The sequence below is a fragment of the Polaribacter sp. 20A6 genome, from assembly GCF_011378915.1.
GTDB classification, from domain to species: Bacteria; Bacteroidota; Bacteroidia; order Flavobacteriales; family Flavobacteriaceae; genus Polaribacter; species Polaribacter sejongensis.
This window is the reverse complement of record NZ_WTPZ01000005.1, coordinates 230954-257819: the sequence shown is the minus strand read 5'-3', so window position 1 is coordinate 257819 and position 26866 is coordinate 230954. Positions and strand designations below refer to the sequence as shown.

Annotated in this window: 29 protein-coding genes; 12 read left to right on the top strand and 17 right to left on the bottom strand. The window is 30.2% G+C overall.

What is annotated here, in order from left to right; translation table 11 throughout:
• Positions 1-85 precede the first annotated feature (85 nt).
• Both GQS57_RS13630 and GQS57_RS13625 read left to right on the top strand, forming a co-directional pair.
• Positions 86-889 (top strand): M48 family metallopeptidase, encoded by an 804-nt coding sequence (locus GQS57_RS13630; RefSeq protein WP_165733407.1) that lies wholly within the window; start codon positions 86-88, stop codon positions 887-889.
• A 99-nt stretch (positions 890-988) separates the two neighbouring features.
• Positions 989-2296, top strand: a complete 1308-nt coding sequence (locus tag GQS57_RS13625) for an MFS transporter (protein WP_165733406.1) — start codon at positions 989-991, stop codon at positions 2294-2296.
• Between the two features lie 55 nt (positions 2297-2351).
• Here GQS57_RS13625 and GQS57_RS13620 read toward each other — a convergent pair whose 3' ends face one another.
• The 5 genes from GQS57_RS13620 to GQS57_RS13600 form a co-directional block, all read right to left on the bottom strand.
• On the bottom strand, positions 2352-4616 hold the full coding sequence (locus tag GQS57_RS13620; protein WP_165733405.1) for a TonB-dependent receptor: 2265 nt from the start codon (positions 4614-4616) through the stop codon (positions 2352-2354).
• 128 nt (positions 4617-4744) lie between these two features.
• Entirely contained in the window at positions 4745-5017 is a 273-nt protein-coding gene (locus GQS57_RS13615; protein WP_165733404.1) for a hypothetical protein, read from the bottom strand.
• A 55-nt stretch (positions 5018-5072) separates the two neighbouring features.
• Positions 5073-5558: a hypothetical protein gene (locus GQS57_RS13610; RefSeq protein ID WP_240915484.1), complete on the bottom strand. Its 486-nt coding sequence runs from the start codon at positions 5556-5558 to the stop codon at positions 5073-5075.
• A gap of 3 nt (positions 5559-5561) precedes the next feature.
• The gene (gene purB / locus GQS57_RS13605) at positions 5562-6905 is read right to left on the bottom strand and encodes an adenylosuccinate lyase (RefSeq protein WP_165733403.1); all 1344 of its coding nucleotides are present in this window, start codon (positions 6903-6905) and stop codon (positions 5562-5564) included.
• A gap of 267 nt (positions 6906-7172) precedes the next feature.
• Complete coding sequence (locus GQS57_RS13600) at positions 7173-7712, bottom strand: adenylosuccinate lyase (RefSeq protein WP_165733402.1); 540 nt, start codon at positions 7710-7712, stop codon at positions 7173-7175.
• A 79-nt stretch (positions 7713-7791) separates the two neighbouring features.
• On the opposite strand from GQS57_RS13600, the gene GQS57_RS13595 reads away from it, so the two are divergent.
• From GQS57_RS13595 to GQS57_RS13565, 7 genes are all read left to right on the top strand, one after another.
• Positions 7792-8505 (top strand): toxin-antitoxin system YwqK family antitoxin, encoded by a 714-nt coding sequence (locus GQS57_RS13595; RefSeq protein ID WP_165733401.1) that lies wholly within the window; start codon positions 7792-7794, stop codon positions 8503-8505.
• Between the two features lie 126 nt (positions 8506-8631).
• Positions 8632-9819, top strand: a complete 1188-nt coding sequence (gene mnmA / locus GQS57_RS13590) for a tRNA 2-thiouridine(34) synthase MnmA (RefSeq protein ID WP_165733400.1) — start codon at positions 8632-8634, stop codon at positions 9817-9819.
• Positions 9820-9858: 39 nt separating this feature from the next.
• The gene (locus tag GQS57_RS13585; RefSeq protein ID WP_165733399.1) at positions 9859-11520 is read left to right on the top strand and encodes a S8 family serine peptidase; all 1662 of its coding nucleotides are present in this window, start codon (positions 9859-9861) and stop codon (positions 11518-11520) included.
• On the top strand, positions 11520-12461 hold the full coding sequence (locus tag GQS57_RS13580; RefSeq protein ID WP_165733398.1) for a nitronate monooxygenase family protein: 942 nt from the start codon (positions 11520-11522) through the stop codon (positions 12459-12461). The genes GQS57_RS13585 and GQS57_RS13580 overlap by 1 nt, the downstream gene beginning before the upstream one ends.
• Positions 12462-12578: 117 nt before the next feature.
• A complete protein-coding gene (locus GQS57_RS13575; protein ID WP_018943662.1) occupies positions 12579-12770 on the top strand; it encodes a cold-shock protein in 192 nt (63 codons plus the stop codon).
• A gap of 189 nt (positions 12771-12959) precedes the next feature.
• On the top strand, positions 12960-13151 hold the full coding sequence (locus GQS57_RS13570; protein ID WP_018943662.1) for a cold-shock protein: 192 nt from the start codon (positions 12960-12962) through the stop codon (positions 13149-13151).
• Positions 13152-13238: 87 nt separating this feature from the next.
• Positions 13239-13436, top strand: coding sequence for a YwbE family protein (locus GQS57_RS13565; protein ID WP_165733397.1), 198 nt, complete (start codon positions 13239-13241; stop codon positions 13434-13436).
• An 8-nt stretch (positions 13437-13444) separates the two neighbouring features.
• On the opposite strand, the gene GQS57_RS13560 is transcribed toward GQS57_RS13565, so the two are convergent.
• The 3 genes from GQS57_RS13560 to mtaB are packed head-to-tail and all read right to left on the bottom strand — an operon-like array spanning position 13445 to position 16418.
• On the bottom strand, positions 13445-14347 hold the full coding sequence (locus GQS57_RS13560; RefSeq protein WP_165733396.1) for a lytic transglycosylase domain-containing protein: 903 nt from the start codon (positions 14345-14347) through the stop codon (positions 13445-13447).
• 46 nt (positions 14348-14393) lie between these two features.
• On the bottom strand, positions 14394-15053 hold the full coding sequence (locus GQS57_RS13555) for an alpha/beta hydrolase (RefSeq protein WP_165733395.1): 660 nt from the start codon (positions 15051-15053) through the stop codon (positions 14394-14396).
• A gap of 30 nt (positions 15054-15083) precedes the next feature.
• Positions 15084-16418: a tRNA (N(6)-L-threonylcarbamoyladenosine(37)-C(2))-methylthiotransferase MtaB gene (mtaB, locus tag GQS57_RS13550; RefSeq protein ID WP_165733394.1), complete on the bottom strand. Its 1335-nt coding sequence runs from the start codon at positions 16416-16418 to the stop codon at positions 15084-15086.
• 124 nt (positions 16419-16542) lie between these two features.
• Here mtaB and GQS57_RS13545 point away from each other — a divergent pair, with 124 nt between their 5' ends.
• The gene (locus tag GQS57_RS13545; protein WP_240915489.1) at positions 16543-17037 is read left to right on the top strand and encodes a GNAT family N-acetyltransferase; all 495 of its coding nucleotides are present in this window, start codon (positions 16543-16545) and stop codon (positions 17035-17037) included.
• Between the two features lie 54 nt (positions 17038-17091).
• Here the strand turns inward: GQS57_RS13545 and GQS57_RS13540 are convergent, their stop codons facing one another.
• The 8 genes from GQS57_RS13540 to GQS57_RS13505 all read right to left on the bottom strand — a co-directional run bounded on the left by GQS57_RS13540 (position 17092) and on the right by GQS57_RS13505 (position 24573).
• On the bottom strand, positions 17092-18234 hold the full coding sequence (locus GQS57_RS13540) for a geranylgeranyl reductase family protein (RefSeq protein WP_165733392.1): 1143 nt from the start codon (positions 18232-18234) through the stop codon (positions 17092-17094).
• A gap of 43 nt (positions 18235-18277) precedes the next feature.
• Positions 18278-19138, bottom strand: a complete 861-nt coding sequence (locus tag GQS57_RS13535; RefSeq protein ID WP_240915483.1) for an endonuclease/exonuclease/phosphatase family protein — start codon at positions 19136-19138, stop codon at positions 18278-18280.
• Between the two features lie 151 nt (positions 19139-19289).
• Positions 19290-20141 carry a rhomboid family intramembrane serine protease gene (locus GQS57_RS13530; RefSeq protein WP_165733390.1) on the bottom strand — a complete coding sequence of 284 codons (852 nt, stop codon included), beginning with the start codon at positions 20139-20141 and terminating at the stop codon, positions 19290-19292.
• Positions 20141-20875: a rhomboid family intramembrane serine protease gene (locus GQS57_RS13525; RefSeq protein ID WP_165733389.1), complete on the bottom strand. Its 735-nt coding sequence runs from the start codon at positions 20873-20875 to the stop codon at positions 20141-20143. The genes GQS57_RS13530 and GQS57_RS13525 overlap by 1 nt, the downstream gene beginning before the upstream one ends.
• 2 nt (positions 20876-20877) lie before the next feature.
• Positions 20878-22695, bottom strand: a complete 1818-nt coding sequence (gene mutL, locus GQS57_RS13520) for a DNA mismatch repair endonuclease MutL (RefSeq protein WP_165733388.1) — start codon at positions 22693-22695, stop codon at positions 20878-20880.
• A 6-nt stretch (positions 22696-22701) separates the two neighbouring features.
• Positions 22702-22971, bottom strand: coding sequence for a riboflavin synthase subunit beta (locus GQS57_RS13515; protein ID WP_165733387.1), 270 nt, complete (start codon positions 22969-22971; stop codon positions 22702-22704).
• A 224-nt stretch (positions 22972-23195) separates the two neighbouring features.
• Complete coding sequence (gene ribH / locus GQS57_RS13510; protein WP_165733386.1) at positions 23196-23702, bottom strand: 6,7-dimethyl-8-ribityllumazine synthase; 507 nt, start codon at positions 23700-23702, stop codon at positions 23196-23198.
• 79 nt (positions 23703-23781) lie between these two features.
• Positions 23782-24573 (bottom strand): tol-pal system YbgF family protein, encoded by a 792-nt coding sequence (locus GQS57_RS13505; RefSeq protein ID WP_240915482.1) that lies wholly within the window; start codon positions 24571-24573, stop codon positions 23782-23784.
• Between the two features lie 88 nt (positions 24574-24661).
• On the opposite strand from GQS57_RS13505, the gene GQS57_RS13500 reads away from it, so the two are divergent.
• Positions 24662-25741 carry a DNA replication/repair protein RecF gene (locus GQS57_RS13500; protein ID WP_165733385.1) on the top strand — a complete coding sequence of 360 codons (1080 nt, stop codon included), beginning with the start codon at positions 24662-24664 and terminating at the stop codon, positions 25739-25741.
• A 51-nt stretch (positions 25742-25792) separates the two neighbouring features.
• Positions 25793-26089, top strand: coding sequence for a DUF721 domain-containing protein (locus GQS57_RS13495; protein ID WP_165733384.1), 297 nt, complete (start codon positions 25793-25795; stop codon positions 26087-26089).
• An 86-nt stretch (positions 26090-26175) separates the two neighbouring features.
• Here the strand turns inward: GQS57_RS13495 and GQS57_RS13490 are convergent, their stop codons facing one another.
• Positions 26176-26706 (bottom strand): GNAT family N-acetyltransferase, encoded by a 531-nt coding sequence (locus tag GQS57_RS13490; protein WP_165733383.1) that lies wholly within the window; start codon positions 26704-26706, stop codon positions 26176-26178.
• Positions 26707-26866: the final 160 nt, after the last annotated feature.

Here is a 26866-nt window from a genome sequence, read left to right as displayed (position 1 = left end):
TTTATAGAATTGTAAACAATCAACCAATAGTGACAATTTAGAAATAGATGTGTCTTATTAATTAGTGATCATAAAAAATAAATAGATGAAAAAAATAGCAGTTTTAGTTTTAACGGTTTTACTTTTTGTAGAGTGTAGTACAGTACCAATTACGGGTAGAAGCCGTGTCAATTTTGTGAGTGATGCGCAAGTTTTACCTACTAGTTTTGCCCAATACAGTACTTTTTTAGAAGAAAATAAATTATCTACAAATACTGCAATGTCTAATCAAATTAAAAATGTTGGTAAAAATATTTCTGCAGCTGTAGATCGTTTTATGCGAGCAAACAATATGAGCTCAGAAGCAGATTCTTATAGATGGGAATTTAATTTAGTAGATGATGAAACCGTAAATGCTTGGTGTATGCCAGGAGGGAAAGTTGTTTTTTACACTGGTATTATGCCAATTTGTGCTAATGAAAATGGAGTTGCAGCAGTAATGGGGCACGAAGTTGCACATGCTTTTGCTAAACACGGACAAGAAAGAATGTCTCAAGGACAATTACAACAATTAGGTGGTGTTGCCGTAGCATTGGGTACTTCTGGTAAAAGTGAAGAATCTCAACAATTATGGAATACTGCATTTGGTGTTACTACTGGTTTAGGAATGTTAAAATTTAGTAGAGTTCATGAGCAGGAAGCAGATAGGTTAGGTTTGGTTTTTATGATTATGGCTGGGTATGATGGTACTGAAGCTGCTGAGGTTTGGGTAAGAATGAGTAATTTATCTAACGGAAGTTCTCAACCAGAAATTTTAAGTACTCACCCTTCTAATGAATCTAGAATACAAGATTTAAGAAATTATTTACCAACGGCTAAAAAATATGCTGCAGAGTATAATGCAAAGTAAAAGCTATAAATAAAAAATAAGGAAACAAATAGATTTCCTATATTGTAACCGTTCAAAAAAAGATGTTTTTTTGAACGGTTTTTTTATAAAATAGATTTTATGTTAAAAATTGGAGATAAAAAATTAATCAATGCTTGGGCTTTTTATGATTGGGCAAACTCAGTATATTCTTTAGTAATTAGTACCGCTGTTTTTCCTATTTATTATGCCGGCTTAACGGCTTCGGAAGGTTTTGCAAATGCAGAAGGAAAAATCACCTTTTTAGGCACACTTTGGAATCCGACAACCTTGTATAATTATGCAATGGCATTTTCTTTTTTAGTAGTGGCTTTTATATCACCTATGCTTTCTGGTATTGCAGATTATGCTGGTAATAAAAAGAAGTTTTTAAAAGGTTTCTGTTTATTAGGTGCGCTCTCTGTAATGAGTTTATATTTTTTTACAGGAAAGGAAACGCTTTGGGTGGGAATCCTTTTTACCATTTTAGCGAGTATAGGTTTTTGGGGAAGTATCGTGTTTTATAATGCTTATTTGCCAGAAGTTGCTTTACCAGAACAACAAGACAATGCAAGTGCAAAAGGGTTTATGTTAGGGTATTTAGGCTCTATTTTATTATTGCTTTTGTGTTTAGTTTTAATAGAAACTGAAGTTTTTGGTTTTTATGATAAACAATTTGGCTCACAATTATCTTTTGTCTTAGTCGGTTTGTGGTGGCTTGGTTTTGCACAAATAACCTATGCTAAATTACCTAATGAAGAGAAAAAAGAAATCCCTAAAGACAATTATTTTGCGAAAGGATTAAAAGAAATAAAAAAAGTTGCTAAAGAATTATTTGCTTATAGAGAATTAAAAATATTTTTAATTTCATTCTTTTTATGGAGTATCGGCGTGCAGACTATTATTTTAATGGCAGGTATTTTTGGTACTATTTTAGGCTTAGAAACTTTAAACTTAATTGCAACAATTTTATTAGTTCAGTTTGTAGGAATTATTGGCGCTTTTTTGTTTTCTAGATTGTCAAATAAAATAGGGAATATAAAAACATTAAAAATTACCATTGCTATTTGGGGATTGGTTTGTTTTATAGGTTTTAACTTAACTAAAGACACTCCGAATATAGAAATGTACTTTTATATTTTAGGAGCCTTAATAGGTTTGGTAATGGGGGCTATACAGTCTTTAGCAAGATCTACGTACTCGAAAATGCTACCAAAAACAGAAGATAATGCGTCCTATTTTAGCTTTTTTGATGTGACAGAAAAAATAGCCTTAGTTGTAGGTATGGTAACTTTCGGAATTTTAAATTCTATGATATCTATACAATCTAGTGTATTGGCTTTAGCTGTTTTCTTTTTAGCAGCTTTTATTTCTTTAAGTTTTATTAAGAAAACAAAATACGTGAAATAAAAAAAAGTGCTGAGTTTTATAACTCAGCACTTTTTTTTAATTTCTTTGTACTCTTTTATATACTAAAATTAATCCCTAAGATTATATTTCTTCCTTGATTTAAAATTTCATCAGATTTTAATCTAGACAAATGGTTTATATATTTTGTGTCTAATAGGTTGTTTACAGATAAACTTGTAGAAAACTTAATATCATTTAAAGTGATGTCTCCACCAAGACCAAAATTGATTAGGTTATAGCTAGGTGAGTAGGTTTCAAATGGACCAATGTTATTTTGAGAAAATGTACTTTTTAAAGTTACTGAAGCGTAACCTTGTTGCATCCAGTTTTTTATGTCAAACTCAGTTCTTAACGTGTTTTTCCAAGAATTGGCTGGAATTAAAGGTAGGTAATCTCCATTATCTTGTTCGCCAATTACGGTTTCAAAAGAACTTTCTAAATGCAACCAATCTAAAGGGTGAGGGTGTAAGTGAAAACCAAATTCACCACCATATAATTTTGCATCTTCTTGTAAGTAACTATAAACAGGCTCTCCGTCTTCAACTTCTCCTGTTGGAGAAATAAAAATATAATCGTTTAATAAATTATAGAATCCGTTTGCAAACAACTCAAAATGTTCTGTTTTATACTCTAAAGAAAGATCAAACTGAGTATTTTTCTCATTGGTAAGATTGTTGTTTCCTTTTTCAAATCTATTGGTACCATGATGCACTCCGTTAGAAGATAATTCTGCTAAAGTTGGTGCTCTAAAACCAGTTGCTATATTTATTCTTGCTACAAAATTGTCTGTTATAGAGGTTTTAAAACCTAATGAAGATGTAAAACTATTATAAGATTTATCAACTGCTTCAAAAATATGGATTTCCTCTTCATGTGCAACTTCGTGTCTTTCTGTTTCTATATTTCTATTATCATAACGCACTCCTGCTTGTAATGTATTTCTATTCCAAGAATAGTAAGCCGTGGTAAAAACTCCGAAATCGTTTATAGTCGCATCAGGAATTAATATCTCTTCTCCAAAGTTGGTATTTGTTTGATGTAATCCTTGTACTCCGGTTAAAATTTCAACATTTCCTATTTTAGGAAAATGATATTTAGCATTATAACTAAATGTTTTTAATTTCATTCTTAAAGCAGCTTCTTCATGTTCTTCTTCTCCATGATCATGATCATGATCATCTTCATGTTCATCATGATGCTCTTCAAATTCTTGTCTATCATTAAAAGTATACCCTAAGTCTAAATCTATTTTAGAATCGCCCAAAAAGAAATGATTATGAGAGCTTATAATATGATTGTCTATTGCTTGATAAGGTTCTAAAAGCGTTCTACTGGTAGATTGTTCTGCAACACCTTCTTCTGGCAAGCCTAATTTAGATCGGTTAAAATTATAACGAACCTCTGATGTAAAATTATTTTTAGAATAAGCAATTCCTGTTTTAAAATCTTTTTCGTTAAAACGGGTGTTGGTAACTCTTTCATCCGTAGGGATTTTATAATCTACATGATTTGCATACGTTCCTCTTGCTAAAAATTTCCAGCTTTCTGAAGATAATTTAGCACCAACAGATGTATTTGTTCCTAATGTATTACCAAAAAAACGATGACTAACATTTAGTTCTTTAGAGTTTTCTGCCGCAAATTTTTCTGGAATTAGATATAAAACACCACCTAGTGCATCGGATCCATAAAGTAGAGATGCAGGTCCTTTTATTACCTCAATATTACTTATTCCAGCATCGTTAATACCTAAGCCGTGTTCACCACCAAATTGCTGATTTTCTAAACGAATACCTTGCGTATAGACTAAAACTCTATTACCGCTTAAACCTCTAATTACAGGTTTTCCTATAGAACCTCCCGTAGATATTTGCGAAACTCCAGGGATATTTGTAATTCCTTCTACAAGGGAAGTAGCGCCAGATTTAATAATAGATTTAGCAGAAAGGCTTTCTATTTTCATTACATTTTCTGACTGTAATTTATTAAAAGGAGCAGATATTACAACTTCATCCATGTGAAATGGACTTTCTTGTAATTGAATGTCTAGAGTTATGTTTTCTTTGTTAAATTCAATTATTTTATAAAATGTTTTAAACCCTAAATAGCTAAAAGTTATTTTTATTTTCCCCTTCGGAATGTTTCTTAAAATATAGCTTCCGTCTTCTTTGGTTGTGGTTCCTTTATGCAATTCTTGTGCATAAATTTGTACTTGTTCTAATGGGGTATTGTTGCTATCTGTAATAGTTCCTGAAATGCTGTTTTGTGCATTCACAGAAAACCCTGCTACTAAAAGTAGCAATTTTATAAATGTTTTCATTGATGTTATTTTACTATTAAAATTAATTTAGACCCTTAGGTATTTTTAACACAAAGGGTTTTAATACAGTACACTGCAAAAGGGAAATAATAGATGTTTTCAATTTTTTCTCTTTCACAATGATATATTTAAATAGTAAAGTAGGGAGGGCCTCTAGGAGGTTTTATAGATCGATAAACCTTTTTAATTCTCTGTGGTTTATCAATAAAAGTTGAAGCGTAAAAGTGTTTGGGAATTACATCATAATTAGATGTAAAGTCCATAGAGAATATGGTTAATTGCTTGTGGAATTCAGCACAGTCTAAATGCTGTTTATGTATGTGATGATCTGTAATAGAGGTACAAACAGCATGCTCATGATTTGCTAAATCATGCAGTATTTCTATTGAAGTTGGTATCATCAATAAAATAAGGAAAAAAATGCTGAGTATTCTTTTAAACAAGAGTTTTTGTTTTCTATTTCACCTTATAAATAGTACCATCTGTAGCAAATTTACTAAAGCCAATTTTTGCAGAAAAACTAAAAGAACTATCTGTTACTTTCGTAATTTGAACATAGATAGGTTCTTTATCAATTTCCTTTTTTGGAGATTTCATTTTTAAAGTATAGAAGAAATTATTTTTCCATTTGATATATAATGTATCAATATGTTTTATCTTTTTTTCTCCATAAGTACTATCATTAGAGATGCTTATGATTTTATCATACTCTTCAATTTGAAGACTATCTTTTCTAGTGATCGTTGTTTTACTATATCCATCTCCTGCAGGAATCTCAAAAACCCCTTTTTTAAAGCGATCTGAGTTATCTTTTATATCTGACTGACAAGAGAAAAATATAATACTGAATAAAACCAAGAAACAAGATACAAGAGGATACTGTTTTTTAGCATCCTTTTGTCTTGATTCTTGATTCTTGTTTCTTGGTTCTGTTTTTAACATAGCTTAAATACCTGTATAATTACTTGGTGTAATTGCTTTTAATTCTTCTTTAATTTCTGATGAAACTTCTAAAGTATCAATAAAGTCTGCAATAGATTTTTGGTTGATTTTAGCATTCGTTCTCGTCAATCCTTTTAATGCTTCATAAGGATTTGGATATGCCTCACGTCTTAAAATTGTTTGAATTGCTTCTGCAACAACCGCCCAATTGTTTTCTAAATCTTGCGCAAACTTTTCTTTGTTTAACAATAATTTATTCAATCCTTTTAAGGTAGATGTAAATGCAATAATTGTATGACCAAATGGTACACCAACGTTACGTAAAACAGTACTATCCGTTAAATCACGTTGTAAACGAGATACTGGTAATTTAGCTGAAAGGTGTTCGAAAATTGCATTTGCTAAACCTAAGTTTCCTTCTGAATTTTCAAAATCAATAGGATTTACTTTATGTGGCATTGCAGAAGAACCAACTTCACCTGCTTTAATTTTTTGTTTAAAATAATCTGTAGAAACGTATGTCCAGAAATCTCTATCTAAATCTAAAATAATAGTGTTTATACGTTTTAAATTATCAAATAAAGCAGCTAAATGATCGTAGTGTTCTATTTGAGTTGTAGGAAAAGAATGGTGTAGACCTAATTTTCCTTGTACAAAAGTACTTCCAAATTCTTTCCAGTCTATACTTGGGTATGCAACTTTGTGTGCGTTGTAATTACCTGTTGCTCCACCAAATTTTGCAGCACTTGGTATGTCATTTAATAATTCGAATTGCGCTTTTAAACGCACCACAAAAACTTCTATTTCTTTTCCTAATCTTGTTGGAGATGCTGGCTGACCATGTGTTCTTGCCAACATAGAAATGTCTTTCCACTCAATAACTAATTCTTGTAATTTTTCTAAAAGCTCAGTATAATGAGGTACATAAACATCGTTCATAGCCTCTTTAATAGAAAGCGGAACAGCGGTGTTGTTGATATCTTGAGAAGTCAATCCAAAATGGATAAACTCTTTATGTTTTTGTAAACCTAAAGCGTCAAATTTTTCTTTGATAAAATATTCAACAGCTTTTACATCGTGGTTTGTAATGCTTTCAATATCTTTTATTTTCTGAGCGTCTTCTGTAGTAAAATCAATATAAATTTTACGTAAATCGTCAAATAAATCGTTGTTAAAATCTACTAATTGCGGTAAAGGAATTTCACACAAAGCAATAAAATATTCAATTTCTACTCGAACTCTGTATTTTATTAAAGCTTCTTCCGAAAAATAATCTGATAATTTTGATATTTTACCTCTATAGCGACCATCAATAGGAGAGATGGCATTTAATTGTGTTAATTCCATTTTTTCGTTATGTTGTTAAATGCAAAAATAGTGAATTTAGCAGATTTATGATGTTTTTTGTACACGAATTTCAAGGATTAACACAAATAGATAGTTGAATTTTTAAAACTTAACAGCCCTTAATTCACTGTTTTTTTATTTTTAATTCTGTTGGTGCTATTTTTTTAATTCAAAACAAATATTTTATGATTATTCAGTATCAACCAAAATAATTAAAACGCAATTGTTAACAATCAAATTTGTGGAATCTGTGAAATTCGTGTCTTTTTAACCTCTTTTTTCTATCAATTCTAAAATGATTCTTCCACGTGCTTTACAACCTTTACTTTCATGGATAATTTTAGTTTCTATTAAATGTTTTAATTCTGGATGAATCCATTCTTTTTCCAATCCAAAAAAATACAAAGTATTCATTGTATAGGCTCTTACTGCAATTTTTTGTGGTGTTATTAACCAATCGAAACCTGTTTCTATTATCTTGTCTATGTGGTTATTTGTAAGTTTCTTTTGTACAGTATTTTCTTTTTTAGAATAATAAGCAGTAGCTAAATGTTCGCAAATTTTAGCACATGGTCTAATAGCACTATCAAATTTTAAGGTTTTAATTTTTAGAGTGAATTCATCTAAATGAGGTAAAATCCATTCTAAATGATGGTGTGTACAAATCCATTCTAAAACCCAAGCAGCCTTTATAGATACTTTATTTTCGGTATCAAACGTAATAGTAACCAGTTCTTTAAATAATTGTGGATTTTCTAAAATAATATTAGCAACTCTTTGTCGGTTTTCCCTTTTAGGGTTTTCCATGTTGTGGAGTTCTTCGGTAACGAAAAGAAGATTTGTTTTTGGCACTATTAATGTATCTTTGTTTTAAAATTATATTTGAATGATAAAGATAAAAAGACTGTTTTTTATTTTACTATTTTTTGCTTGTTTTTTTACAAGTGAAAATTTTAATGCACAAAAAATTAATCAAGTAAATGCTAACAATGAAAAGGTAGGTGTTTGGAAAAAATATTATCCAAATAAACGAATTCGTTATGTTGGTCAATTTAAAAATGGAAAAGAAGTAGGTGTTTTTAAGTTTTATGACATTACAACATCTAAACATCCAGTAGTTATAAAAACTTTTTTTGATAATTCAGATTCTTTATATGTTCAGTTTTTCACTCTAAAAGGAAAAATAGAAACTGAAGGTGTTATAAAAGGTAGAAAACGAGTTGGTAATTGGAAATATTTTTATCCTGATGGTATAATTATGTCGGAAGAAAATTATAAAAATGGAAAATTAGATGGATCGCAAATAATTTATTATCAAGATGGTCAAGTTACAGAGTTTGCTGCCTACAAAAACGGATTGTTAAACGGTACTGTTAGTAAATATTCTAATAAAGGAGTCTTAATTGAAGAGGTTACGTATGAAAACGGGGCTTTAAATGGATTGGCAAAATATTTTGAATTAGACGGTGTTTTAAAAGAAACTGGAAATTATAAAAATGGATTAAGAGTAGGTAATTGGGAGTATTATATGGATGGAGAAGTGGCTTCAGAAAAAGAAATTAGAAAGAAAAACACATTTTCTCGTAAAAAAGAAGATTAATTCTCGGTTTGTTACGTGTATTGTTAAAAAGAACTTGTTATATAAAACAAAACAATGGCTTTATCAATTCTTTCAATCTGTTAAAACCATTTCTAATGTGTACCTTTGCATCCTCAAAAATTAAAAATGAAACGAGTAGTTGTTGGTCTTTCGGGTGGTGTAGATAGTAGTGTTACTGCACATTTATTAAAGGAACAAGGGTATGATGTAATTGGGCTATTTATGAAAAATTGGCACGATGATTCTGTTACTATTTCTAATGAATGTCCTTGGTTAGAAGATTCTAATGATGCAATGATTGTTGCAGAAAAATTAGGAATTCCTTTTCAGGTAGTAGATTTAAGTGAGCAATATAAAGAACGTATTGTAGATTATATGTTCGATGAATATTCTAAAGGTAGAACGCCAAACCCAGATGTACTTTGTAACCGAGAAATTAAGTTTGATGTTTTTATGGACATCGCTTTAAAGTTAGGTGCAGATTATGTTGCTACAGGTCATTATTGTAGAAAAGGTGAAGAAATTATAGACGGAAAACCAGTTTATAAATTATTGGCTGGTAAGGATAATAATAAAGATCAATCTTATTTTTTATGTCAATTATCTCAACAACAATTGGTAAAAGCATTATTTCCAATAGGTGAATTAACAAAACCAGAAGTTAGGGAAATAGCGAAAGAAGCAGATTTAATTACGGCAGAAAAGAAAGATTCTCAAGGTTTATGTTTTATTGGTAAAGTTCGTTTGCCTGAATTTTTACAACAAAAATTACAACCTAAAGAAGGGGTAATTGTAACGATTCCTACGGATTTTGAGCAATACACAAAACAAACTCCTACTTTTGAAAACAAAGAAGAAGAATTAAAATATTACGCTACCAAATTTACTTACAATAAAGAAGATGGTAAAGTGGTTGGTAAGCATCAAGGAGCACACTATTTTACAAAAGGACAACGTAAAGGTTTAAATGTTGGTGGTACAAAAGAAGGTTTATATGTGATAGAAACCAATGTTGTAGAAAACGTAATTTATACCGGAGAAGGCAAAAATCACCCAGGACTGTATAGAAATGTATTGTTTGTTTCTAATGAAGAAATGCACTGGATTCGTGAAGACTTAACTTTAAAAGTTGGAGAAACCATGCAAGTAGATGCAAGAATTAGATACAGACAACCTTTAGAAAATGCTGTTTTACACAAAGTAGCATCTGGTTTGTATGTTGAATTCGAGAACAAACAATCTGCCATACAAGAAGGGCAATTTGTCGCTTGGTATAAAGAGGAAGAATTATTAGGCTCTGGAGTTATCTCTTAAAACATTTATAAAATCATAAAAAAGTAGTAATTTCGGAATATGAAGAAATTACTACTTTTTTTATGTCTAATTTTTTGTTTTCAAGTTTCAGCACAAGAAGATGTTTGGGTTTTTATAAAAGATAAACCTCAAGAAACTAGTTTTTTAAGTAATCCTACTTTAATGCTTACTCAAAGAGCATTAGATAGAAGGTCTAAACTCAATATTCCTTTAGATTCTAAAGATGTTCCTGTTGATGAAGCGTATTATAATCAACTTAATAATGATAAAACGGTTACTGTTTTAGGGAAATCTAAATGGTTAAACGCTGTTCATGTTCAAGGAGAAGTAGCAGCTATTAATACTTTAATGTCTAATTATAGTTTTATAGCATCTATAGAATTTGCCAATAAATCGTTGAATCTAAACGGTAAATCAAAAGGAAAAACAATAACTCCAAATCATTATAATAAGTTGAATGAAACCCTAACTGATTTTAATTATGGTGCAACCGATAATCAAATTAAAATGTTAAAAGGAGATTATTTGCATCAACAAGAATTAACTGGGGAAGGGCAAATAATAGCAATTATAGATGCGGGGTTTCCTAATGTAAATACCTTAGATGCTTTTAGTAGAATTAGAGATAATAATCAAATTTTAGGAGGTTATAACTTTGCTGATAGAAATGATAATTTCTACACAAGAAATAGTCACGGAACCCATGTTTTGTCTTCAATTGCTGCGTATATTAAGGATGAATATGTTGGTACGGCTCCAGATGCAAAATTTTATTTATTTATATCAGAAATTTCAGAAACAGAAACAGTTTTAGAAGAGACACTTTGGGTAGAAGCGGCAGAACGAGCAGATAGTTTGGGAGTTGACGTAATAAACACTTCTTTAGGATATACTACGTATGACAATCCTAATCACAACCATACCTATGCAGATATGGATGGTAAAACTACTTTTATTTCTAGAGGAGCAGAAATTGGTGCTTCACGTGGTTTGCTTTTGGTAAATGCCGTTGGTAATGATGGGACTCAGTCATGGAAGTATATGGGAGCACCTGCAGATGCAGCTTCTGTGATTTCGGTTGGAGCGGTAAATTCTTCTGGAAATATTGCAAGTTTTAGTTCTTTCGGACCAACATCCGATGGAAGAGTAAAACCAGAAATTTTAGGTCAAGGACAAAACCCAGCATTGATAGATTATAGTTCAGGAGAAATCACAACTTCATCTAGCGGAACGTCTTTTTCATCGCCCATAATGGCAGGTTTAATTGCTTGTTTAAATCAGAATGAAGGATTTCTTTTAAAAGCATCCTTAAAAAAATCTGGTGAAAATTATAATGATTATCTAAAAACTGCTATTTACGAATCTGCGGATAAATTTAAGAATCCAACAGACCAACACGGTTATGGAATTCCGAATTTTGAAACAGCACTGAATAGTTATATTGCTAGTTTATCTTTAATACAAGATGAACTTATCAATTTTAAGATATCTCCAAACCCTGTTCAAGATCGTTTTACCATTTCTACGGATGATTTTGAGGATGTGTCAATTCAAATTTATACGATTTTAGGAAAAAAAGTATTTGAAAAAGCAGTAGTAACTTCCAAAAATATTGATATTTCGTTTTTGAATACAGGTATTTATATGTTGAAAATATCAAAAGGAAATCAGCAAAAAAATATTAAAATTATAAAGCAATAATGATAAATAAAATAACAACTCTTTTCAATATAAAATATCCCATTGTTCAAGGAGGTATGATTTGGGTTTCTGGATGGAAGTTAGCCTCAGCGGTTTCTAATGCCGGTGGTTTAGGTTTAATTGGTGCAGGTTCTATGTATCCAGATGTTTTAAGAAAACACATTATTAAATGTAAAAAAGCAACCTCCAAGCCTTTTGGAATAAATGTGCCAATGCTGTATCCAGATATTGAAAAAATAATGGATATTATTGTAGAAGAAGGCGTAAAGATTGTTTTTACTTCTGCAGGAAATCCAAAAACTTGGACGTCCTTTTTAAAGGAGAAAGGAATTAAGGTTGTACATGTTGTAAGTTCGGTTAAGTTTGCTTTAAAAGCAGAAGCGGCAGGTGTAGATGCTGTTGTTTGTGAAGGTTTTGAGGCAGGCGGACACAATGGGAGGGAAGAAACAACCACTTTTACTTTAATTCCCATGGTAAAGGAGCAAGTTAAAATTCCTGTAATTGCTGCTGGAGGCATTGGAACCGGAAGAGGCATGTTGGCGGCTATGGTTTTAGGTGCAGACGGTGTACAGATAGGAAGTCGATTTGTAGCTACAGTAGAATCTTCTGCTCATATTAATTTTAAAAATACCATTGTTGCTGTTAAAGATGGAGATACACAGTTAACGTTAAAAGAATTAGCGCCAGTTCGTTTGGTGAAAAATAAGTTTTATAATGATGTACAAGAATTATATAAACAAAACCCAACAAAAGAAAATTTAATAGAATTACTAGGTAGAGCAAGATCTAAAAAAGGAATGTTTGAGGGAGATTTAGATGAAGGTGAGTTAGAAATTGGTCAAATTGCTGGTTTAATTCATGAAATAAAACCAGTAAAAGACGTTCTAAGAGAGATTATTGATGAATTTAATGCAGTTAAGTTGCTGGTAATTAATACTTAGTGTTGTCCTTCTCAAAATAACTTAATTATTTTGATAGGTTTGTTAATTTTTGGCATTACATTTGCAATTCAATAAACGTTGTTAGGAATTAATTTAACAACACAATATTTTTTTATTATGAATAAAGGTACCGTAAAATTTTTCAACGAATCTAAAGGATTTGGATTTATCACTGAAGAAGGATCAAACAAAGAACATTTTGTACATGTTTCAGGATTAATCGATGAAATTCGTGAAAACGATGAAGTTGAATTCGACTTACAAGATGGAAAAAAAGGATTAAACGCAGTAAACGTAAGAGTATTATAATATATATTTATTACTAGTTAATTTTTTATCTAAAAGCCTATCAATTTATTGATAGGCTTTTTTTATGTTGTTATAATTCAGAATAAATAAAGTATCATAAAAATTTGCTCCGTTATTCAAATTTTGGCATTACATTTGTTATTATATAAATGTTGTTAGTAATTAAATTGACAACAAATAATTTTTATTATGAATAAAGGAACAGTAAAATTTTTCAATGAATCTAAAGGATTTGGATTTATCACTGAAGAAGGATCAAACAAAGAACATTTTGTACATGTATCAGGATTAATCGATGAAATTCGTGAAAACGATGAAGTTGAATTCGACTTACAAGATGGAAAAAAAGGATTAAACGCAGTAAACGTAAGAGTATTATAATATATATTTATTACTAGTTAATTTTTTATCTAAAAGCCTATCAATATTGATAGGCTTTTTTTATTTTAGTATTTTAAAACTGTATTTATGATAGACGGAAGACAAAGAAAAAATGTTAAGATTGGCTTATTTGTAGAAATTATTCAAAAACCGCATCAACGAAGTGGAGAATTAACAGAAGGTGTTATAGCAAAAATTCTAACTAAAGCTCAAAACCATCCGTATGGTATTAAAGTTCAGTTAGAATCTGGTTTGGTAGGTAGAATTAAAAATATTATTGAATAATAACTATTTTAGTTAATAGGTACTTTAATCTCGTACACTTTTCTACTTTTATTGTTTAGTTTATTTTCTCTTAACCAAGGGTTATGAATTTTAAACTCTTTATAATTCATTCCAAATTTTTTGGCAAAATGCGTAATGTTAGATATTGCTGTATCAACTTTTATAGTTCTTGTTTCTGGTAAGGTATATAAGTCTTCATTTTCAAAGACAAAACCATATTTTTTTGGATTGCTTATTACTTCTTTTAAAGCAATAATTCTTAATACATATCTTTCGGTTTCATCTGGTAATTTAGCATCGTAATAATTAGTTACTTCTTGCTCATCTAATCTTCTACTAACACCATAGTTTCCTGCATTATATGCAGCGGCAGCTAAAGTCCAAGAATTAAAACGTTTTTGAGATTTTTTTAAGTATTCAGCAGCTACTTTTGTCGATTTTTCAATATCGTAACGCTCGTCTACATTACTATTAATCTCTAATCCGTATTCTTTACCTGTTGCTTTCATAAAATGCCACATACCTGCTGCACCTACGTTAGACGTTTCGTCTATGAAAGCACTTTCTGCCAAGGCTAAAAATTTAAAATCGTCTGGTAAACCATATTTTTTAAGCAATGGCTCTAGAATAGGGAAGTACTTATTAGCTCTCTTTATCAATAATAACCCATTAGATTGCCAATAAGTATTAACTAACAGCTCTCTCTCCATTCTTTCTTTAACATCAGGAATTTCTAAAGGAACCCTTTCACCTGCAAGATTTAAATTGTTAGGTAGTTTTAACGCTTTTATTTTATAAGTTGCATGCGTGCTTGTTTGTGGGTCGGTTTCATTTTTATTAATGCCATTATAAAATAAAAAAGCAATAATTAAGATGCTAAGTAGTGAAAGAAAACGGAGTGATTTATTCATGAGATTGCAATTTTTTTATGATTTAAAAATAAGGAATACCTTTGTTTTAACTAGTTAAAGTATCGTTAATGATTTTAGTTAATTTTTTGGCTTTAGTGATAATCATAATATGGCTACCACCTTCTATTTGTATACAATTGTTTATGTTTTTTATAGGAAATACATGGTCACTTGTGCCATGAATATGAGTAATGTTTTGGTCTTTTTTTGTTTGTTCCCATCTAATAATGGTGCCAATAGACCAGTTTAAATACAGTTCACTTCTAACAGAAAGGTACTTTTTGTAAATATCGGCTCTCTTCTTTAACGATTTTCCTAAAAAATATTGCGCATAATCTTCAAAATTTGAAACAACTTTTGTTGGAAAGAATTTGTAAGCTTTTGTAAATTTTACAAATTCAAATCTCTTAGGAAGTTCTTTATGGTGTTTTACACTAGATATAATAATAACTTTTTTAACATCTAAATATTTACTCATTTCTTGTACCATAATTCCGCCAAAAGAAACACCTACTAAAACAGGGTTTTCTTCTTTTACTTCTTCGCTCATTCTCATGGCGTAATTAGCAATAGACTCTTCTTGTGCTATGGGTGTTATCCATTCTAAATAATGAACGTCATATTTATCTTTTGATAATTCTAAGTTTTCAAAAATTTCTGGTCCAGCTGCTAAACCAGGCACCAAGTATATTGGAATCTTTTTCATATCTATTTATTTTAATGTAGCAATTACATTTTAAATTGTAACGCTATTGTTTTCAAAATTAAACCTTACCAGACCATCTTCATCAATTTCAGTAAGTGTAATAGTATGTAACGTATTTACTAACTCTGGGTTCCAAGGTGTTTTAACTTTAACGTAATTTTCTGTAAAACCGTTTATATACCCCTCTTTATTTTCGTTTTCAAATAAAACGGTTAGGGTGTTTCCTAACTGACTTTCATAAAAAGCACGTCTTTTTTTAGCGGATAAACCACGCAACATTTTACTACGTTTTGCACGTACCTTTTTAGACACGACACCTTCTAGATGCACTGCTTCTGTATTCGGTCTTTCAGAATAGGTGAAAACATGTAAATAAGAAATGTCCATCTCGTTTAAATAGTTGTACGTTTCTAAAAACAGCTCTTCTGTTTCTCCAGGAAAACCAACTATAACGTCTACACCAATACAGGCGTTAGGCATTACTTCTTTAATTCTTGTTACTCTGTTTGTATATGTATTGGTTAAATACCTACGCTTCATTTTTTTTAGTAACTCATCGCTACCAGATTGCAAAGGAATATGAAAATGAGGTACAAAAGAATCTGATTTTGATACAAATTCTATCGTTTCATCTCTTAGTAAATTAGGTTCTATAGATGAAATTCGTAAGCGATGTATACCGTCTACTTTATCTAATTCCTTTACGAGTTCTAAGAACGTATGTTCGTGCTTTTTGTTACCAAATTCACCTTTACCATAATCGCCAATATTAACACCTGTTAAAACAATTTCTTTAATTCCTTTTGAGGATATTTCTTTGGCGTTTTCAAGAACATTTTCTAAAGTATCACTTCTAGAAATTCCACGTGCTAAAGGTATTGTACAATAGGTACATTTATAATCGCAACCATCTTGTACTTTTAAAAATGCACGCGTTCTATCTCCAATAGAATAAGAACCTACATAAAAATCTGCATCAGAAATTTCACATGAGTGAACTTCACCAACATTATTTTTAGTTAAATCGTTTATATAACTGGTAACATTAAACTTTTCTGTAGCTCCTAAAACTAAATCTACACCATCTACTGCAGCTAATTCTTCTGGTTTTAATTGCGCATAACAACCAACTGCTATTAAAAAAGCATCTTCGTTTTTCTTTAAAGCATTTTTTACAATGGTTTTAAAGCGTTTATCGGCATTATCTGTAACAGAACAGGTATTTATAACATACACGTCTGCTTTTTCTTCAAAATCGACACGATTAAAACCTTCGCTCACAAAATTACGAGCAATAGTAGACGTTTCTGAAAAATTTAATTTGCATCCTAAAGTGTAAAAGGCAACTTTTTTTTCTGCATTCATTCTAATAAGTGTGTTTAACTAAAAAAACAAAACTTTAAAAAAGGATTTATTTCTTAAAGTTCAAATTGTATATTTACAAATACTGTATAAAACAGTTTAGAAGAGCAAAAGTACGATATTATTGATGATTTTTGAAACGGAAAGGTTAATTATTAGAAGGCTGTGTGTAGAGGATATAGATGCATTTCATAAACTAGAAAGTAATGCGAATGTTTTAAAATATGCTACCGGAAACCCAAAGAGCTATATTGAAAATGAAACTGAGTTAAAAACGTTAATTTTAAAATATAATACCTCTAAAAACAACTTTTGGATTTACGCTATTATCAGAAAATTAGACAATCAATTTATAGGAACATTAGCCTTAGTTAAAGACAATCTAGACGATGAAATTGGTTATCGATTTTTAGAAGAATTTTGGAAACTAGGCTATGGCGCAGAAGCTTGTGTAGGTCTAATTGCCTACTGTAAGAAACTTAAAATGGATAAAATTGTAGGCTATGTGGTAGATGAAAATATCGCTTCTGCAAAGATTTTAAAAAACAATAATTTTAAAATAAAAAATACTTTTATAAATGATGAAGGTATGGCAGAAACTAAATACGAATTGTATTTATAATTAGAAAACCATTTTGGCTTGCATTACTATATTGGGTTTGGTCTGTATTTTTATTTAAAATAACTTCTCTTTAATTTTAGCTTTTAATTTTTCTGAAACATTTGTTGGAAACGGTTTATCTCCATGTAAAATGTCTACCATTAAATCGCTAAAATGCTGCCCGTATTTTTTTAGTATATAATTTCTAACCGGATTGTTATTATAAAAGAATTTAGACAAAGTGGCTCCGGAGTTTAATTCCGGTAACAACTTAATATTTAATTTTTCTATATACAGTTTTTCAGCTAAAGATTTCTCTAATTTACTTTCAATAAGTGCTTCTGCAACATATTTTCCGCTTAAAATAGCGTTCGATATTCCTTCTGCAGTTATTGGTTCTGCAAAACCAGCAGCATCTCCAATTAAGAAAACATTATTTTTAACAAAACCATCTGTTCTTGGAGCAATCGGAATTTTAAAACCGTGAGCATCTTCTTTTATTACTTCATTAATACCCAAAGTTTTTAAGTATTCTCTGTAGTATTCTTTTAAGTTTATTTTACCTTTTTTAGTGGTTAACACACCTAATGATAAATGATTTTTCTTAGGAAAACTCCATGCGTAGCCATAAGGAACTGCATCAATATCAAAACGTACACTTGTAGATAATCGTTTAAAATCTTCTTCATAAACTTCTACTTCGTACTCTAAAGCAGGTATTAGTTTTCTAGTGTCTTCTTTCCAACCAGCCATTTTTGCTGTCTGACTTAAAACACCGTCTGCAGCAATTACAAAATTTGCAGTAATTTCTCCTTTAGAAGTATGTAATATAGATTTGTTATCTTTAAAATCAATACTTTTTAATGTATGGTTTTCTAATAAAGTAACGCCAAATTCTTTTGCTTTTTCTACAATTAAATTATCAAAAGCATCTCTCATAATCATTGTTATGATTGGCTTTTCTTTAGAAGATTGGTAATAAATTTCACCCTCATTAAAATAACTGTCAACAGTAAAGAACTCACTTTCAATAACTTCATTAATCTCAAAAGGCATGTCTTTTCTTCCTCTATTAACAAAACCACCACCACACGTTTTGTAACGTGGTAAAGTTTCTTTTTCTATGATAACGGTAGAGATACCTTGTTTACCTAAATAAAAAGCGGTTGAAGCTCCAGAAGGTCCGCTTCCAATAATCGCTACATCAAAATGTTTCATAGAATTAGATAATTTAATTTTATAAGTACGAATATAGAAAAACTTACCAGTTAATTTTTGCCATAACAGGAAAATGGTCTGAGTACTTTTCTGTATAGGTAGTAAACTTGTTGCTAATGGCGTTATTGTCGGTTAAAATGAAATCTATTCTCATTGGAAACCAATAATTGTAGGTCTTACCAAAACCTTTACCAGATTCTATATAAGTATCTTTTTTATCTTTTGCAATTTGGTTGTATACCCATGAGTAACTAGTATTATTAAAGTCTCCACAAACAATTTTTTTTCCTTTCCACTGTTGCTCATGCGCTAAAAATTGAACGGTTTGCTCTGCTTGTTCTTTAAAAGAATTAGAAACTCTTTCTATTAATTTTTCTGAATTTTCTTCGCCAAAATTCTCTTCATTTGGCTTTATTCTTAAAGATTCTAGATGGATATTATAAATTCTGATGGTATCCTTTTTCTTTAATATATCAGCAAAAATAATATTATTACCAGTACTTTTTAAATCTAAAGATCCAGAATTAATAATCTTATGTTTAGAGTAAATCGCCATTCCGTATTTTTTACTATTCGGACGAAGTTTTACGTATTTGTATGGAAAAGAGAAGTTGTTTTTATTTGACTTATAGTATTCTTGTATGCTAATAATGTCTGGGTCTTTTTCAGTGATAAATTCGTACCCATCTTGTACTATTGAGTCCTTTTTTTTATGAAAAAGATCGAAGCTTTTTACATTATAACTCATTACTTTTAAATCGCTGTTTAAAGAAGAGCTGTTCCCTGAAATTTTGAAAAAAGGAGAGGAGAAAAAGACTCCAATAATAAAAACAGTAACAGATAATAAAAATTGTTTTTTTAACTTAATTAACCAGTAAATAGCAAAAAGCAGGTTAATTATCATTAAGAAAGGTACAAATAGGCTTATAATTGCAACAAATGGTATGGTAATGGGAGATATAAAATGTAGTATATAAGATAACAATAATAGGGTTGCTAATATTGAATTTAGAAAAAATAAAACCTTATCTATGGGGGACAAATTTTTCATACTATTACCTTCCTTGTTTAAATAAGAATTCTTTTTCTTCTTTTGTTAAAGTATCATAACCAGACTTGCTAATTTTATCTAAAATAGCATCTATTTGTTGTTGGTTTATAGAAGTGCCTTTATTTGTTTTCACTGTTTTTTTTGGCGATTTATAAACTGTTTTTAAAGGTTTCTTTTTTGTTGAAAATAGGGCTGCTATTTTATCGAAAATAAGTATTTCTTTATTGGCTGCTTTCTGAACATATAAAAAGCCAAATAATGCACCTCCTAAATGTGCAAAATGTCCACCAGCATTTCCTCCAGACAATGCTAATATATCTAAACCTACCCAAATAGCGCCCAAATACCATAGTTTAACAAAACCAATAAAACGTATTTTTAATTGATAGTTTGGTATGTACGTGGTAATTCCTATAAAAATAGCTGAAATTCCTGCAGAAGCTCCTACTAATATAGAAGATTGATCTTGAAATAAAGGAAAGTAGTTGTGGCTTAAAATAAATAATGCGCCACCAAAAAAAGTACCTAATAGGTAGAACGTTAATAGTTGCTTTTGTGTGAAATACTCGATGAATAAGTTACCTACAAAGTATAAAGTTATTAGGTTTAAAAGAATGTGTAGAAAGTCGGCATGTAAAAAACCATAAGTAATAATAGTCCAAGGTTTGGTGAGTAAAGATGTAAAATTATCATCCAAAGAAAACCAGGTTACTACCCAATTTATTTCGCCTTTATATAAATCTTGAAAAACAGATGTTAACAAGGTAAATACAAAGATAGCAAGGTTTATGTAGATTAATTTTTCTACAATATTTCCGCTTTTATAGCGGTTTTTTATGTCGTCTATAAAACTCATTAATATGTTTTAAATTCATTCTTTTTCCAGTACCAAGCTATAATAAAACCTATTAGAGCTCCACCAACGTGTGCAAAATGAGCTATGTTTCCAATAGAATATTTAGTCATTCCAAAGAATAAATCTCCTAGAATCATTACAGGTATAAAGTATTTTGCAGCAATAGGAACAGGGAAAAATATCAATGCTAATTTTGCATCTTTAAAATAAAGACCAAAAGCTACTAAAACACCATATACAGCTCCAGAGGCTCCAACAGCAGGAGTATTGTATAAAGAGGTTATTTGATTAAATTGATCTTGCGTAATGGCTCCTATAATACGAGCATCATTGGTGCTACCAGATTTTAAGATAGATAAAACTTCAGAATTATTTAAACCTGCATTTATAAAAAGTTCGTAGATACCATTAAATTGATAATAATTGACCAATGTGTAAATTACTCCAGCTCCAATACCTGCAGAAAAATAGAAAAATATAAATTTCTTTTTTCCCCATATTTGTTCTAAAGGAGTACCAAAAGCCCATAAACCGTACATGTTAAACAATATATGACTAAAACCACCGTGCATAAACATGTGTGTTACGTACTGCCAAATTCCGAAATGTTCATTTTCAGGAAAATGTAAAGCCAAGATATTTGTAAAATCTAACTTTAAGAGTTGTGGTGCAACAAATAAAATTACATTTATAATAATTATATGTTTTATGGCATCTGTAAGTTTTGTATTCATTTTTAACTGTTAAATAGATTGTCTATTTCGTTTAATGTTAATGTTTTAAAAATTGGTTTTCCGAAAGGAGATACCGTTGGTTCTTTACAAGAAAATAAATCATTTACCAATCCTTCTTGTTCTCGTTCAGAAAGTTGTGTGCCTGTTTTTATAGACAATGTTTTTGCAAACGATTTTGCCATGACATCAAAATGACTAAAACTAGCATCTGGTACTTCTAAATCTATATCGCTTAATAACTCTTCTAATATAATCGTTATTTTACTTTCTGTAACCGAAACCGGAATTCCTTTTATAGTAACACTGTCTTTTGTAAATTCATCAAAAGAAAAACCAGCATTTTCTAATTCGGTTTTAATCGTGTAAATCATTTCTATTTCTGCAGATGTATAAGAAATTTTAACAGGAAACAATAATTGCTGACTGTTGGCTTCTTTTACAGTAATACTTTCTAAGAAATCTTCGTATAAAATACGCTGATGCGCTAAAGATTGATTGATTAAAACCACACCAGATTTTATAGAACTTAGTAAATACTTTCGCTGAATTTGAAATGTTTTCTGTGTTTTTATTTCTTGTTGATTGTCAAATAATTCCGATTGTATCTCTTCTTCTGTATCTGCAATAGTAGGAGTATATAAAGACTCCCAACTTTCTGTTTTTGGTTCGCTTTTAAACGGTGTATGTATTTCTCTGCTTGCTTCTTCTTTAAACGGATTAAAATCTGGATCTACAGATATTTTAGGAGTAGAAGTAGATTTTGGTTTGGAATTAAAATGATACGGTGTATCTAAATTTGCATCTCTATTAAAGTCTAAAACAGGCGCTACATTGTATTGGCCTAAACTGTGTTTTACAGTAGCTCTTAACATGGCATACAAAGCTTTTTCATTATCAAACTTTATCTCTGTTTTAGTAGGATGAATGTTAATGTCAATAGTATTTGCAGGCACTGTTAAATATAGAAAATAGGAGGGATGTGACCCTGATTCTAACAAACCATCATAAGCATTTACCACTGCATGATTTAAGTATGAGCTTTTTATAAAACGATCATTCACAAAAAAGAATTGTTCTCCTCTTTTTCTTTTAGAAAATTCTGGTTTCGCAACAAAACCTTCTATACCTACAATATCAGTATACTCGTTTATAGGAACTAATTTTTCATTCATTTTAGTGCCAAAAACACTCACAATTCGTTTTCTTAAATTACTGCTTTTTAAATGATAAACTTCATTATCATTATGATGCATTAAAAAAGCAATATTTGGATGCGCTAAAGCAACTCTTTGAAATTCATCTATAATATGACGCGTTTCTACGGTATCCGACTTTAAAAAATTTCTTCTTGCAGGAATATTGTAAAACAAGTTTTTTACAGCAATACTGGTTCCTTTACTAGTAGAAACAAAATCTTGTGATACAATTTTACTTCCTTCAATTTTTATGCAAGTACCTAGCTCTTCGTCGTCTTGTTTTGTTTTTAATTCTACATGCGCAATGGCAGCAATAGATGCTAAAGCTTCTCCTCTAAAACCTTTGGTGTTCAGGTTAAATAAATCTTCGGCTTTTTGTATTTTAGAAGTTGCATGACGTTCAAAACTCATTCTAGCGTCTGTGGTACTCATTCCTTTTCCGTTATCAATTACTTGAATTAACGTTTTACCAGCATCCTTTAATAAAAGTTTTATGTTATTTGATCCAGCATCAATGGCGTTTTCTAGCAACTCTTTTACAACAGAAGCAGGGCGTTGAACGACTTCTCCTGCAGCAATTTGGTTAGCAACATGATCTGGTAATAATTGAATAATATCCGACATTAATTTTTATTGAAAAATGGATAAATCGAAATCTATGATGTACAAAAAGATAAGTACCAAAATTGCGATAATATAAAAAAGTGTTTTGTTTACGCTTCTGTCTGAATTTTTTAAATCATCAAAAGCATCACTAAATTTACCTTTAATTCCTTTATTTTTACCAGTGGTTGTTCTAAACTGATCTAATTTGTGTTCTATTTTAAAAGGGCTACCTTCTCCTTTGTAAAAACGAGGTTGGTAATCAAATTTTTTATTAGTACGTTTTAAAAATCCCATAGTTTTAGTATTATTGGTTTATAAATTCTAGAATAAATCAAGGATTATACCAACTTATATAAGTGTTTCAAATTTACAGAATTAAAAGGAATTCTTCAAACAAAGATGTTAAAAGAGTTCTTAATTTTTCTTGCAAACTTTTTAAAAAGGGTGTAGAGAGAACTTTAGGGGAAATAAAAGAATACCTACAAGGTTAGAGAAACCTTGTAGGAAAATGGTTATCATTAATAACCAATACTTTCTGAAGTAGCATCAATATTTTTAAGTGCAGCCATTTTTATAGCTGCTACGGCACATTCGGTTCCCTTGTTACCTAATTTACCACCAGATCTGTCTAGAGATTGTTGTTTTGTATTATCTGTTAAGACACAGAAAATTACAGGAACATCGTATTTTACATTTAAATCTACAATACCTTGGGTAACACCTTCACAAACAAAATCGAAATGTTTAGTTTCTCCTTGTATTACGTTTCCTATGGCAATAATTGCATCAACTTGTTGCGTTGCAATCATTTTCTTGCAACCATAAACTAATTCAAAACTTCCAGGAACATCCCAAGAAATAATGTTTTCTTTAGTTGCACCGCAATCTAATAAAGTTTCAATTGCACCTTTTTGTAAATTTCCTGTAATTTCAGGATTCCATTCTGAAACAACAATCCCAAATCGAAAAGATTTCGCATTTGGGATTGTTGTTTTATCGTAAACTGATAAATTGGTTGTAGCCATGTTTTTAGTTTTCAGTCTGCAGTTATCAGTTTTCAGTTAGTTATTTACTGCCAACTGTACTGTTTTACTGCGAACTATTTTAGTTAGCGTATTTAGCTGCTGCTATATATTTTTCTATATCTCTACCTTGGTCAGATTTAGAATAGTTTTCTTTAATTTTTGTAAATAATGTTTCTGCTTTACCAAAATCCTTTAATTCCATAGCAATTTGACCTGCTTTAAATAAGTATAATGGAGTTGTAAAATCATTACTTTTTTTGTTTGCTGCTTTTTCGTAGTAACTTAAAGCATCTTCTGATTGATTGATGTCTGCAAAAGCATCTCCAATAGCTCCAATAGAAACTGGCCCTAATAACTCATCATCAGAATCAAATTTACTTAAGTGCTCAATTGCTTTATCGTATTTCTTCATTTGTAAATAAGAAACACCTGCATAATAGTTTGCTAAATTTCCAGCATCCGTTCCGCTAAAAGAATCTGCAATGTCTAAGAAACCATAATTACCATCTGCACCTTCTAAACCTAAAGTTAATAAAGAATCTATTCCAGAACCTGCAACTGATGCTTCGTTAAAATATTTTCTAGGAAAAGCTAACTCGTTAGAAGCTTTTGTTTCATTTGGCTCCACTACATATTTAGTGTACCCCATATAAGCTAAAAACAATACTACTACTGCTATTAAAGCTAAAAACAATGGTTTGTTGTTTTTCTCAATCCATTGCTCAGATTTAGACGCTGTTTCGTCTAAAGTATTTAATACTCCAGCTGTTTCAAATTCAGATTCATCAATTTGATTTTCTACTTGTTTACTTTCTGCCTTGTATTTTTTCTTGTATGTAGCCATTGTTTCCTTAAAAATTAGTGGCGACAAAAATAGTTTTTTTAATTGGATTTTAAAAGCGGATAATTCGCTAAATTTTCAATAATTTGCAAAACGTTTTCAATATCAAAATTTATCCATGTATTTACAGAAAATTTCTTTACTTAATTTTAAAAATATTGAGTCGCAAACTTTTGATTTTCAGAAGAAAATAAATTGTTTTGTGGGTAATAATGGTATTGGAAAAACCAATGTTCTAGATGCTATTTATTACCTGTCTTTTACAAAAAGTTACTTTAATTCTGTCGCTTTGCAGAATATTAGACATGGAGAAGGTTTTTTTATGATAGAGGGAGACTATCTTTTAAACGATAGAAATGAAAAAATTGTTTGTAGTTTAAAAAAAGGTCAAAAAAAGGTTTTAAAACGAAACGGAAAAAGTTACGAGAAGTTTTCTGAACATATTGGTCAGTTGCCATTGGTTATTATTTCTCCTGCGGATAGAGATTTGGTTACCGAAGGGAGTGATACAAGAAGAAAGTTTATTGATGGCGTAATTTCTCAACAAAACAAAACCTACTTAAAGGATTTGTTGTCTTATAATAAAGTGTTGAGTCAGAGAAATGCGTTGTTAAAATATTTTGCAGCAAATAGAACTTTTGATGCTTTAAATTTAAGTGTTTATGACGAGCAACTTTCTGAATTTGGAACCCGTATTTATGAAGTTAGAAAACAATTCTTAGAAGGCTTTATTCCAATTTTTAATGAGAAATATCAAATAATTTCTGGTGATAAAGAGCTTGTGAATTTAGGTTATAAAAGTCAGTTACACGATTTTTCAATGAAGCATTTATTAGAAAAATCATTAACAAAAGATAAAATTATACAATACACTACTTCTGGTATACATAAAGATGATTTAAGTTTTGATATTGGTGATTATCCTATTAAAAAATTTGGTTCTCAAGGGCAACAAAAATCATATTTAATCGCTTTAAAATTGGCGCAGTTTGAGTTTATTAAGCAACAATCTAAAGTGACTCCTATTTTATTGTTAGATGATATTTTTGATAAGTTAGATGAAAATAGAGTGTCTCAAATTATAGATTTGGTAAACAATGACGAATTCGGACAGATATTTATTACAGATACGCATTTTGAAAGAACAGAGAATATATTAAAGCAAGGGAGTAAAGAATATCAGATTTTTAAATTGTAATATTAGTTTTAAAGTTTCAAAAAATCCAATAATCTAATAATCTATTATATAATGGCAAAAAGAGAAAATGATTCCTTTTCTATTGAAGATTTAATGAAAAGTTTTATCAAGGAAAATAACTTGAGTAAAGGAATGCAAAAAATTAAAATAGAAGAAACTTGGAATAAAATGATGGGACCAGGTGTTGCTAATCATACCACTTCTGTTAAGCTGCAGAACAAAACATTAGTTATTCAGTTAACGTCTTCTGTTTTACGTGAAGAATTAAGTTACGGTAAAGATAAGATTGTAAAAATGATGAATGAAGAAATTGGTGATGATGTGATTTCTAAATTATTGTTAGTGTAGCGTTTTATTAACGATCTAAATAATAAAGTAAAGCAAAATATAGTGATTATATTTTGCTTTTTTATTTTCTAAAAAAAAACAGAAGTTTATAAATTGTTTTTAAAAATAATAGGATGACATTTTTCGATAAACAAGTCCACTTCTTTTAAAGAGATATTATCTGGATATGACATTAGTAGAAGTTCTACGGCAGGTTGCTTTTTTCTTAAAGGAGGCATTTTATACGGGTGCTGATTTAATTTAAACCCCACATTCTCATAAAATTGTATTCTCCGTTTATTTAGGTCGCAAATAGGTAGTTCTACTTCTAGAATAATTGGTTTGCTATTGCTTTCTATAAAATTATTTAGAATTGCTTTTCCGAGACCTTTGTTTCTCTGTGCTACAGCGGTTGCAAAGTGGTCTATGTATCTATTTGTGTCAAAATCCCACCATAATATAAATCCTATAAACTGGTTATTATCTATGATAACATCAAAATGATATTGCTCGTTTTGTAAGACCAAAGATTGATCTTCTAATAACCTTCGCTCTTCAATAGGGAACGCATCTTCGTACAATTGCCATGCTTCCGAGAAATAGGTGTCTGAAGTATTTTTAATCCTTAAAAGTTTCATTGGGTGTTGTGATCTGTGTTTTTGTAATTAATTTGGTGTTGCTTTTTCATATTTGTGCTAACGATTTTGTATGTGTTTCGTTATGTATAAATTAGCGGTTTATCTTGGTGAAGCGCGAGTCGATTTTTTTTAACTTCGACTGTTCAACTAATTAGATAAG

Bases quoted from the DNA above. Each gene is read 5' to 3' on its own strand.
- GQS57_RS13630 (WP_165733407.1), top strand. From the start codon at position 86: ATGAAAAAAATAGCAGTTTTAGTTTTAACGGTTTTACTTTTTGTAGAG.
- GQS57_RS13625 (WP_165733406.1), top strand. From the start codon at position 989: ATGTTAAAAATTGGAGATAAAAAATTAATCAATGCTTGGGCTTTTTAT.
- GQS57_RS13620 (WP_165733405.1), bottom strand. From the start codon at position 4,616: ATGAAAACATTTATAAAATTGCTACTTTTAGTAGCAGGGTTTTCTGTG.
- GQS57_RS13615 (WP_165733404.1), bottom strand. From the start codon at position 5,017: ATGATACCAACTTCAATAGAAATACTGCATGATTTAGCAAATCATGAG.
- GQS57_RS13610 (WP_240915484.1), bottom strand. From the start codon at position 5,558: ATGTTAAAAACAGAACCAAGAAACAAGAATCAAGAATCAAGACAAAAG.
- purB (WP_165733403.1), bottom strand. From the start codon at position 6,905: ATGGAATTAACACAATTAAATGCCATCTCTCCTATTGATGGTCGCTAT.
- GQS57_RS13600 (WP_165733402.1), bottom strand. From the start codon at position 7,712: ATGGAAAACCCTAAAAGGGAAAACCGACAAAGAGTTGCTAATATTATT.
- GQS57_RS13595 (WP_165733401.1), top strand. From the start codon at position 7,792: ATGATAAAGATAAAAAGACTGTTTTTTATTTTACTATTTTTTGCTTGT.
- mnmA (WP_165733400.1), top strand. From the start codon at position 8,632: ATGAAACGAGTAGTTGTTGGTCTTTCGGGTGGTGTAGATAGTAGTGTT.
- GQS57_RS13585 (WP_165733399.1), top strand. From the start codon at position 9,859: ATGAAGAAATTACTACTTTTTTTATGTCTAATTTTTTGTTTTCAAGTT.
- GQS57_RS13580 (WP_165733398.1), top strand. From the start codon at position 11,520: ATGATAAATAAAATAACAACTCTTTTCAATATAAAATATCCCATTGTT.
- GQS57_RS13575 (WP_018943662.1), top strand. From the start codon at position 12,579: ATGAATAAAGGTACCGTAAAATTTTTCAACGAATCTAAAGGATTTGGA.
- GQS57_RS13570 (WP_018943662.1), top strand. From the start codon at position 12,960: ATGAATAAAGGAACAGTAAAATTTTTCAATGAATCTAAAGGATTTGGA.
- GQS57_RS13565 (WP_165733397.1), top strand. From the start codon at position 13,239: ATGATAGACGGAAGACAAAGAAAAAATGTTAAGATTGGCTTATTTGTA.
- GQS57_RS13560 (WP_165733396.1), bottom strand. From the start codon at position 14,347: ATGAATAAATCACTCCGTTTTCTTTCACTACTTAGCATCTTAATTATT.
- GQS57_RS13555 (WP_165733395.1), bottom strand. From the start codon at position 15,053: ATGAAAAAGATTCCAATATACTTGGTGCCTGGTTTAGCAGCTGGACCA.
- mtaB (WP_165733394.1), bottom strand. From the start codon at position 16,418: ATGAATGCAGAAAAAAAAGTTGCCTTTTACACTTTAGGATGCAAATTA.
- GQS57_RS13545 (WP_240915489.1), top strand. From the start codon at position 16,543: ATGATTTTTGAAACGGAAAGGTTAATTATTAGAAGGCTGTGTGTAGAG.
- GQS57_RS13540 (WP_165733392.1), bottom strand. From the start codon at position 18,234: ATGAAACATTTTGATGTAGCGATTATTGGAAGCGGACCTTCTGGAGCT.
- GQS57_RS13535 (WP_240915483.1), bottom strand. From the start codon at position 19,138: ATGATAATTAACCTGCTTTTTGCTATTTACTGGTTAATTAAGTTAAAA.
- GQS57_RS13530 (WP_165733390.1), bottom strand. From the start codon at position 20,141: ATGAGTTTTATAGACGACATAAAAAACCGCTATAAAAGCGGAAATATT.
- GQS57_RS13525 (WP_165733389.1), bottom strand. From the start codon at position 20,875: ATGAATACAAAACTTACAGATGCCATAAAACATATAATTATTATAAAT.
- mutL (WP_165733388.1), bottom strand. From the start codon at position 22,695: ATGTCGGATATTATTCAATTATTACCAGATCATGTTGCTAACCAAATT.
- GQS57_RS13515 (WP_165733387.1), bottom strand. From the start codon at position 22,971: ATGGGATTTTTAAAACGTACTAATAAAAAATTTGATTACCAACCTCGT.
- ribH (WP_165733386.1), bottom strand. From the start codon at position 23,702: ATGGCTACAACCAATTTATCAGTTTACGATAAAACAACAATCCCAAAT.
- GQS57_RS13500 (WP_165733385.1), top strand. From the start codon at position 24,662: ATGTATTTACAGAAAATTTCTTTACTTAATTTTAAAAATATTGAGTCG.
- GQS57_RS13495 (WP_165733384.1), top strand. From the start codon at position 25,793: ATGGCAAAAAGAGAAAATGATTCCTTTTCTATTGAAGATTTAATGAAA.
- GQS57_RS13490 (WP_165733383.1), bottom strand. From the start codon at position 26,706: ATGAAACTTTTAAGGATTAAAAATACTTCAGACACCTATTTCTCGGAA.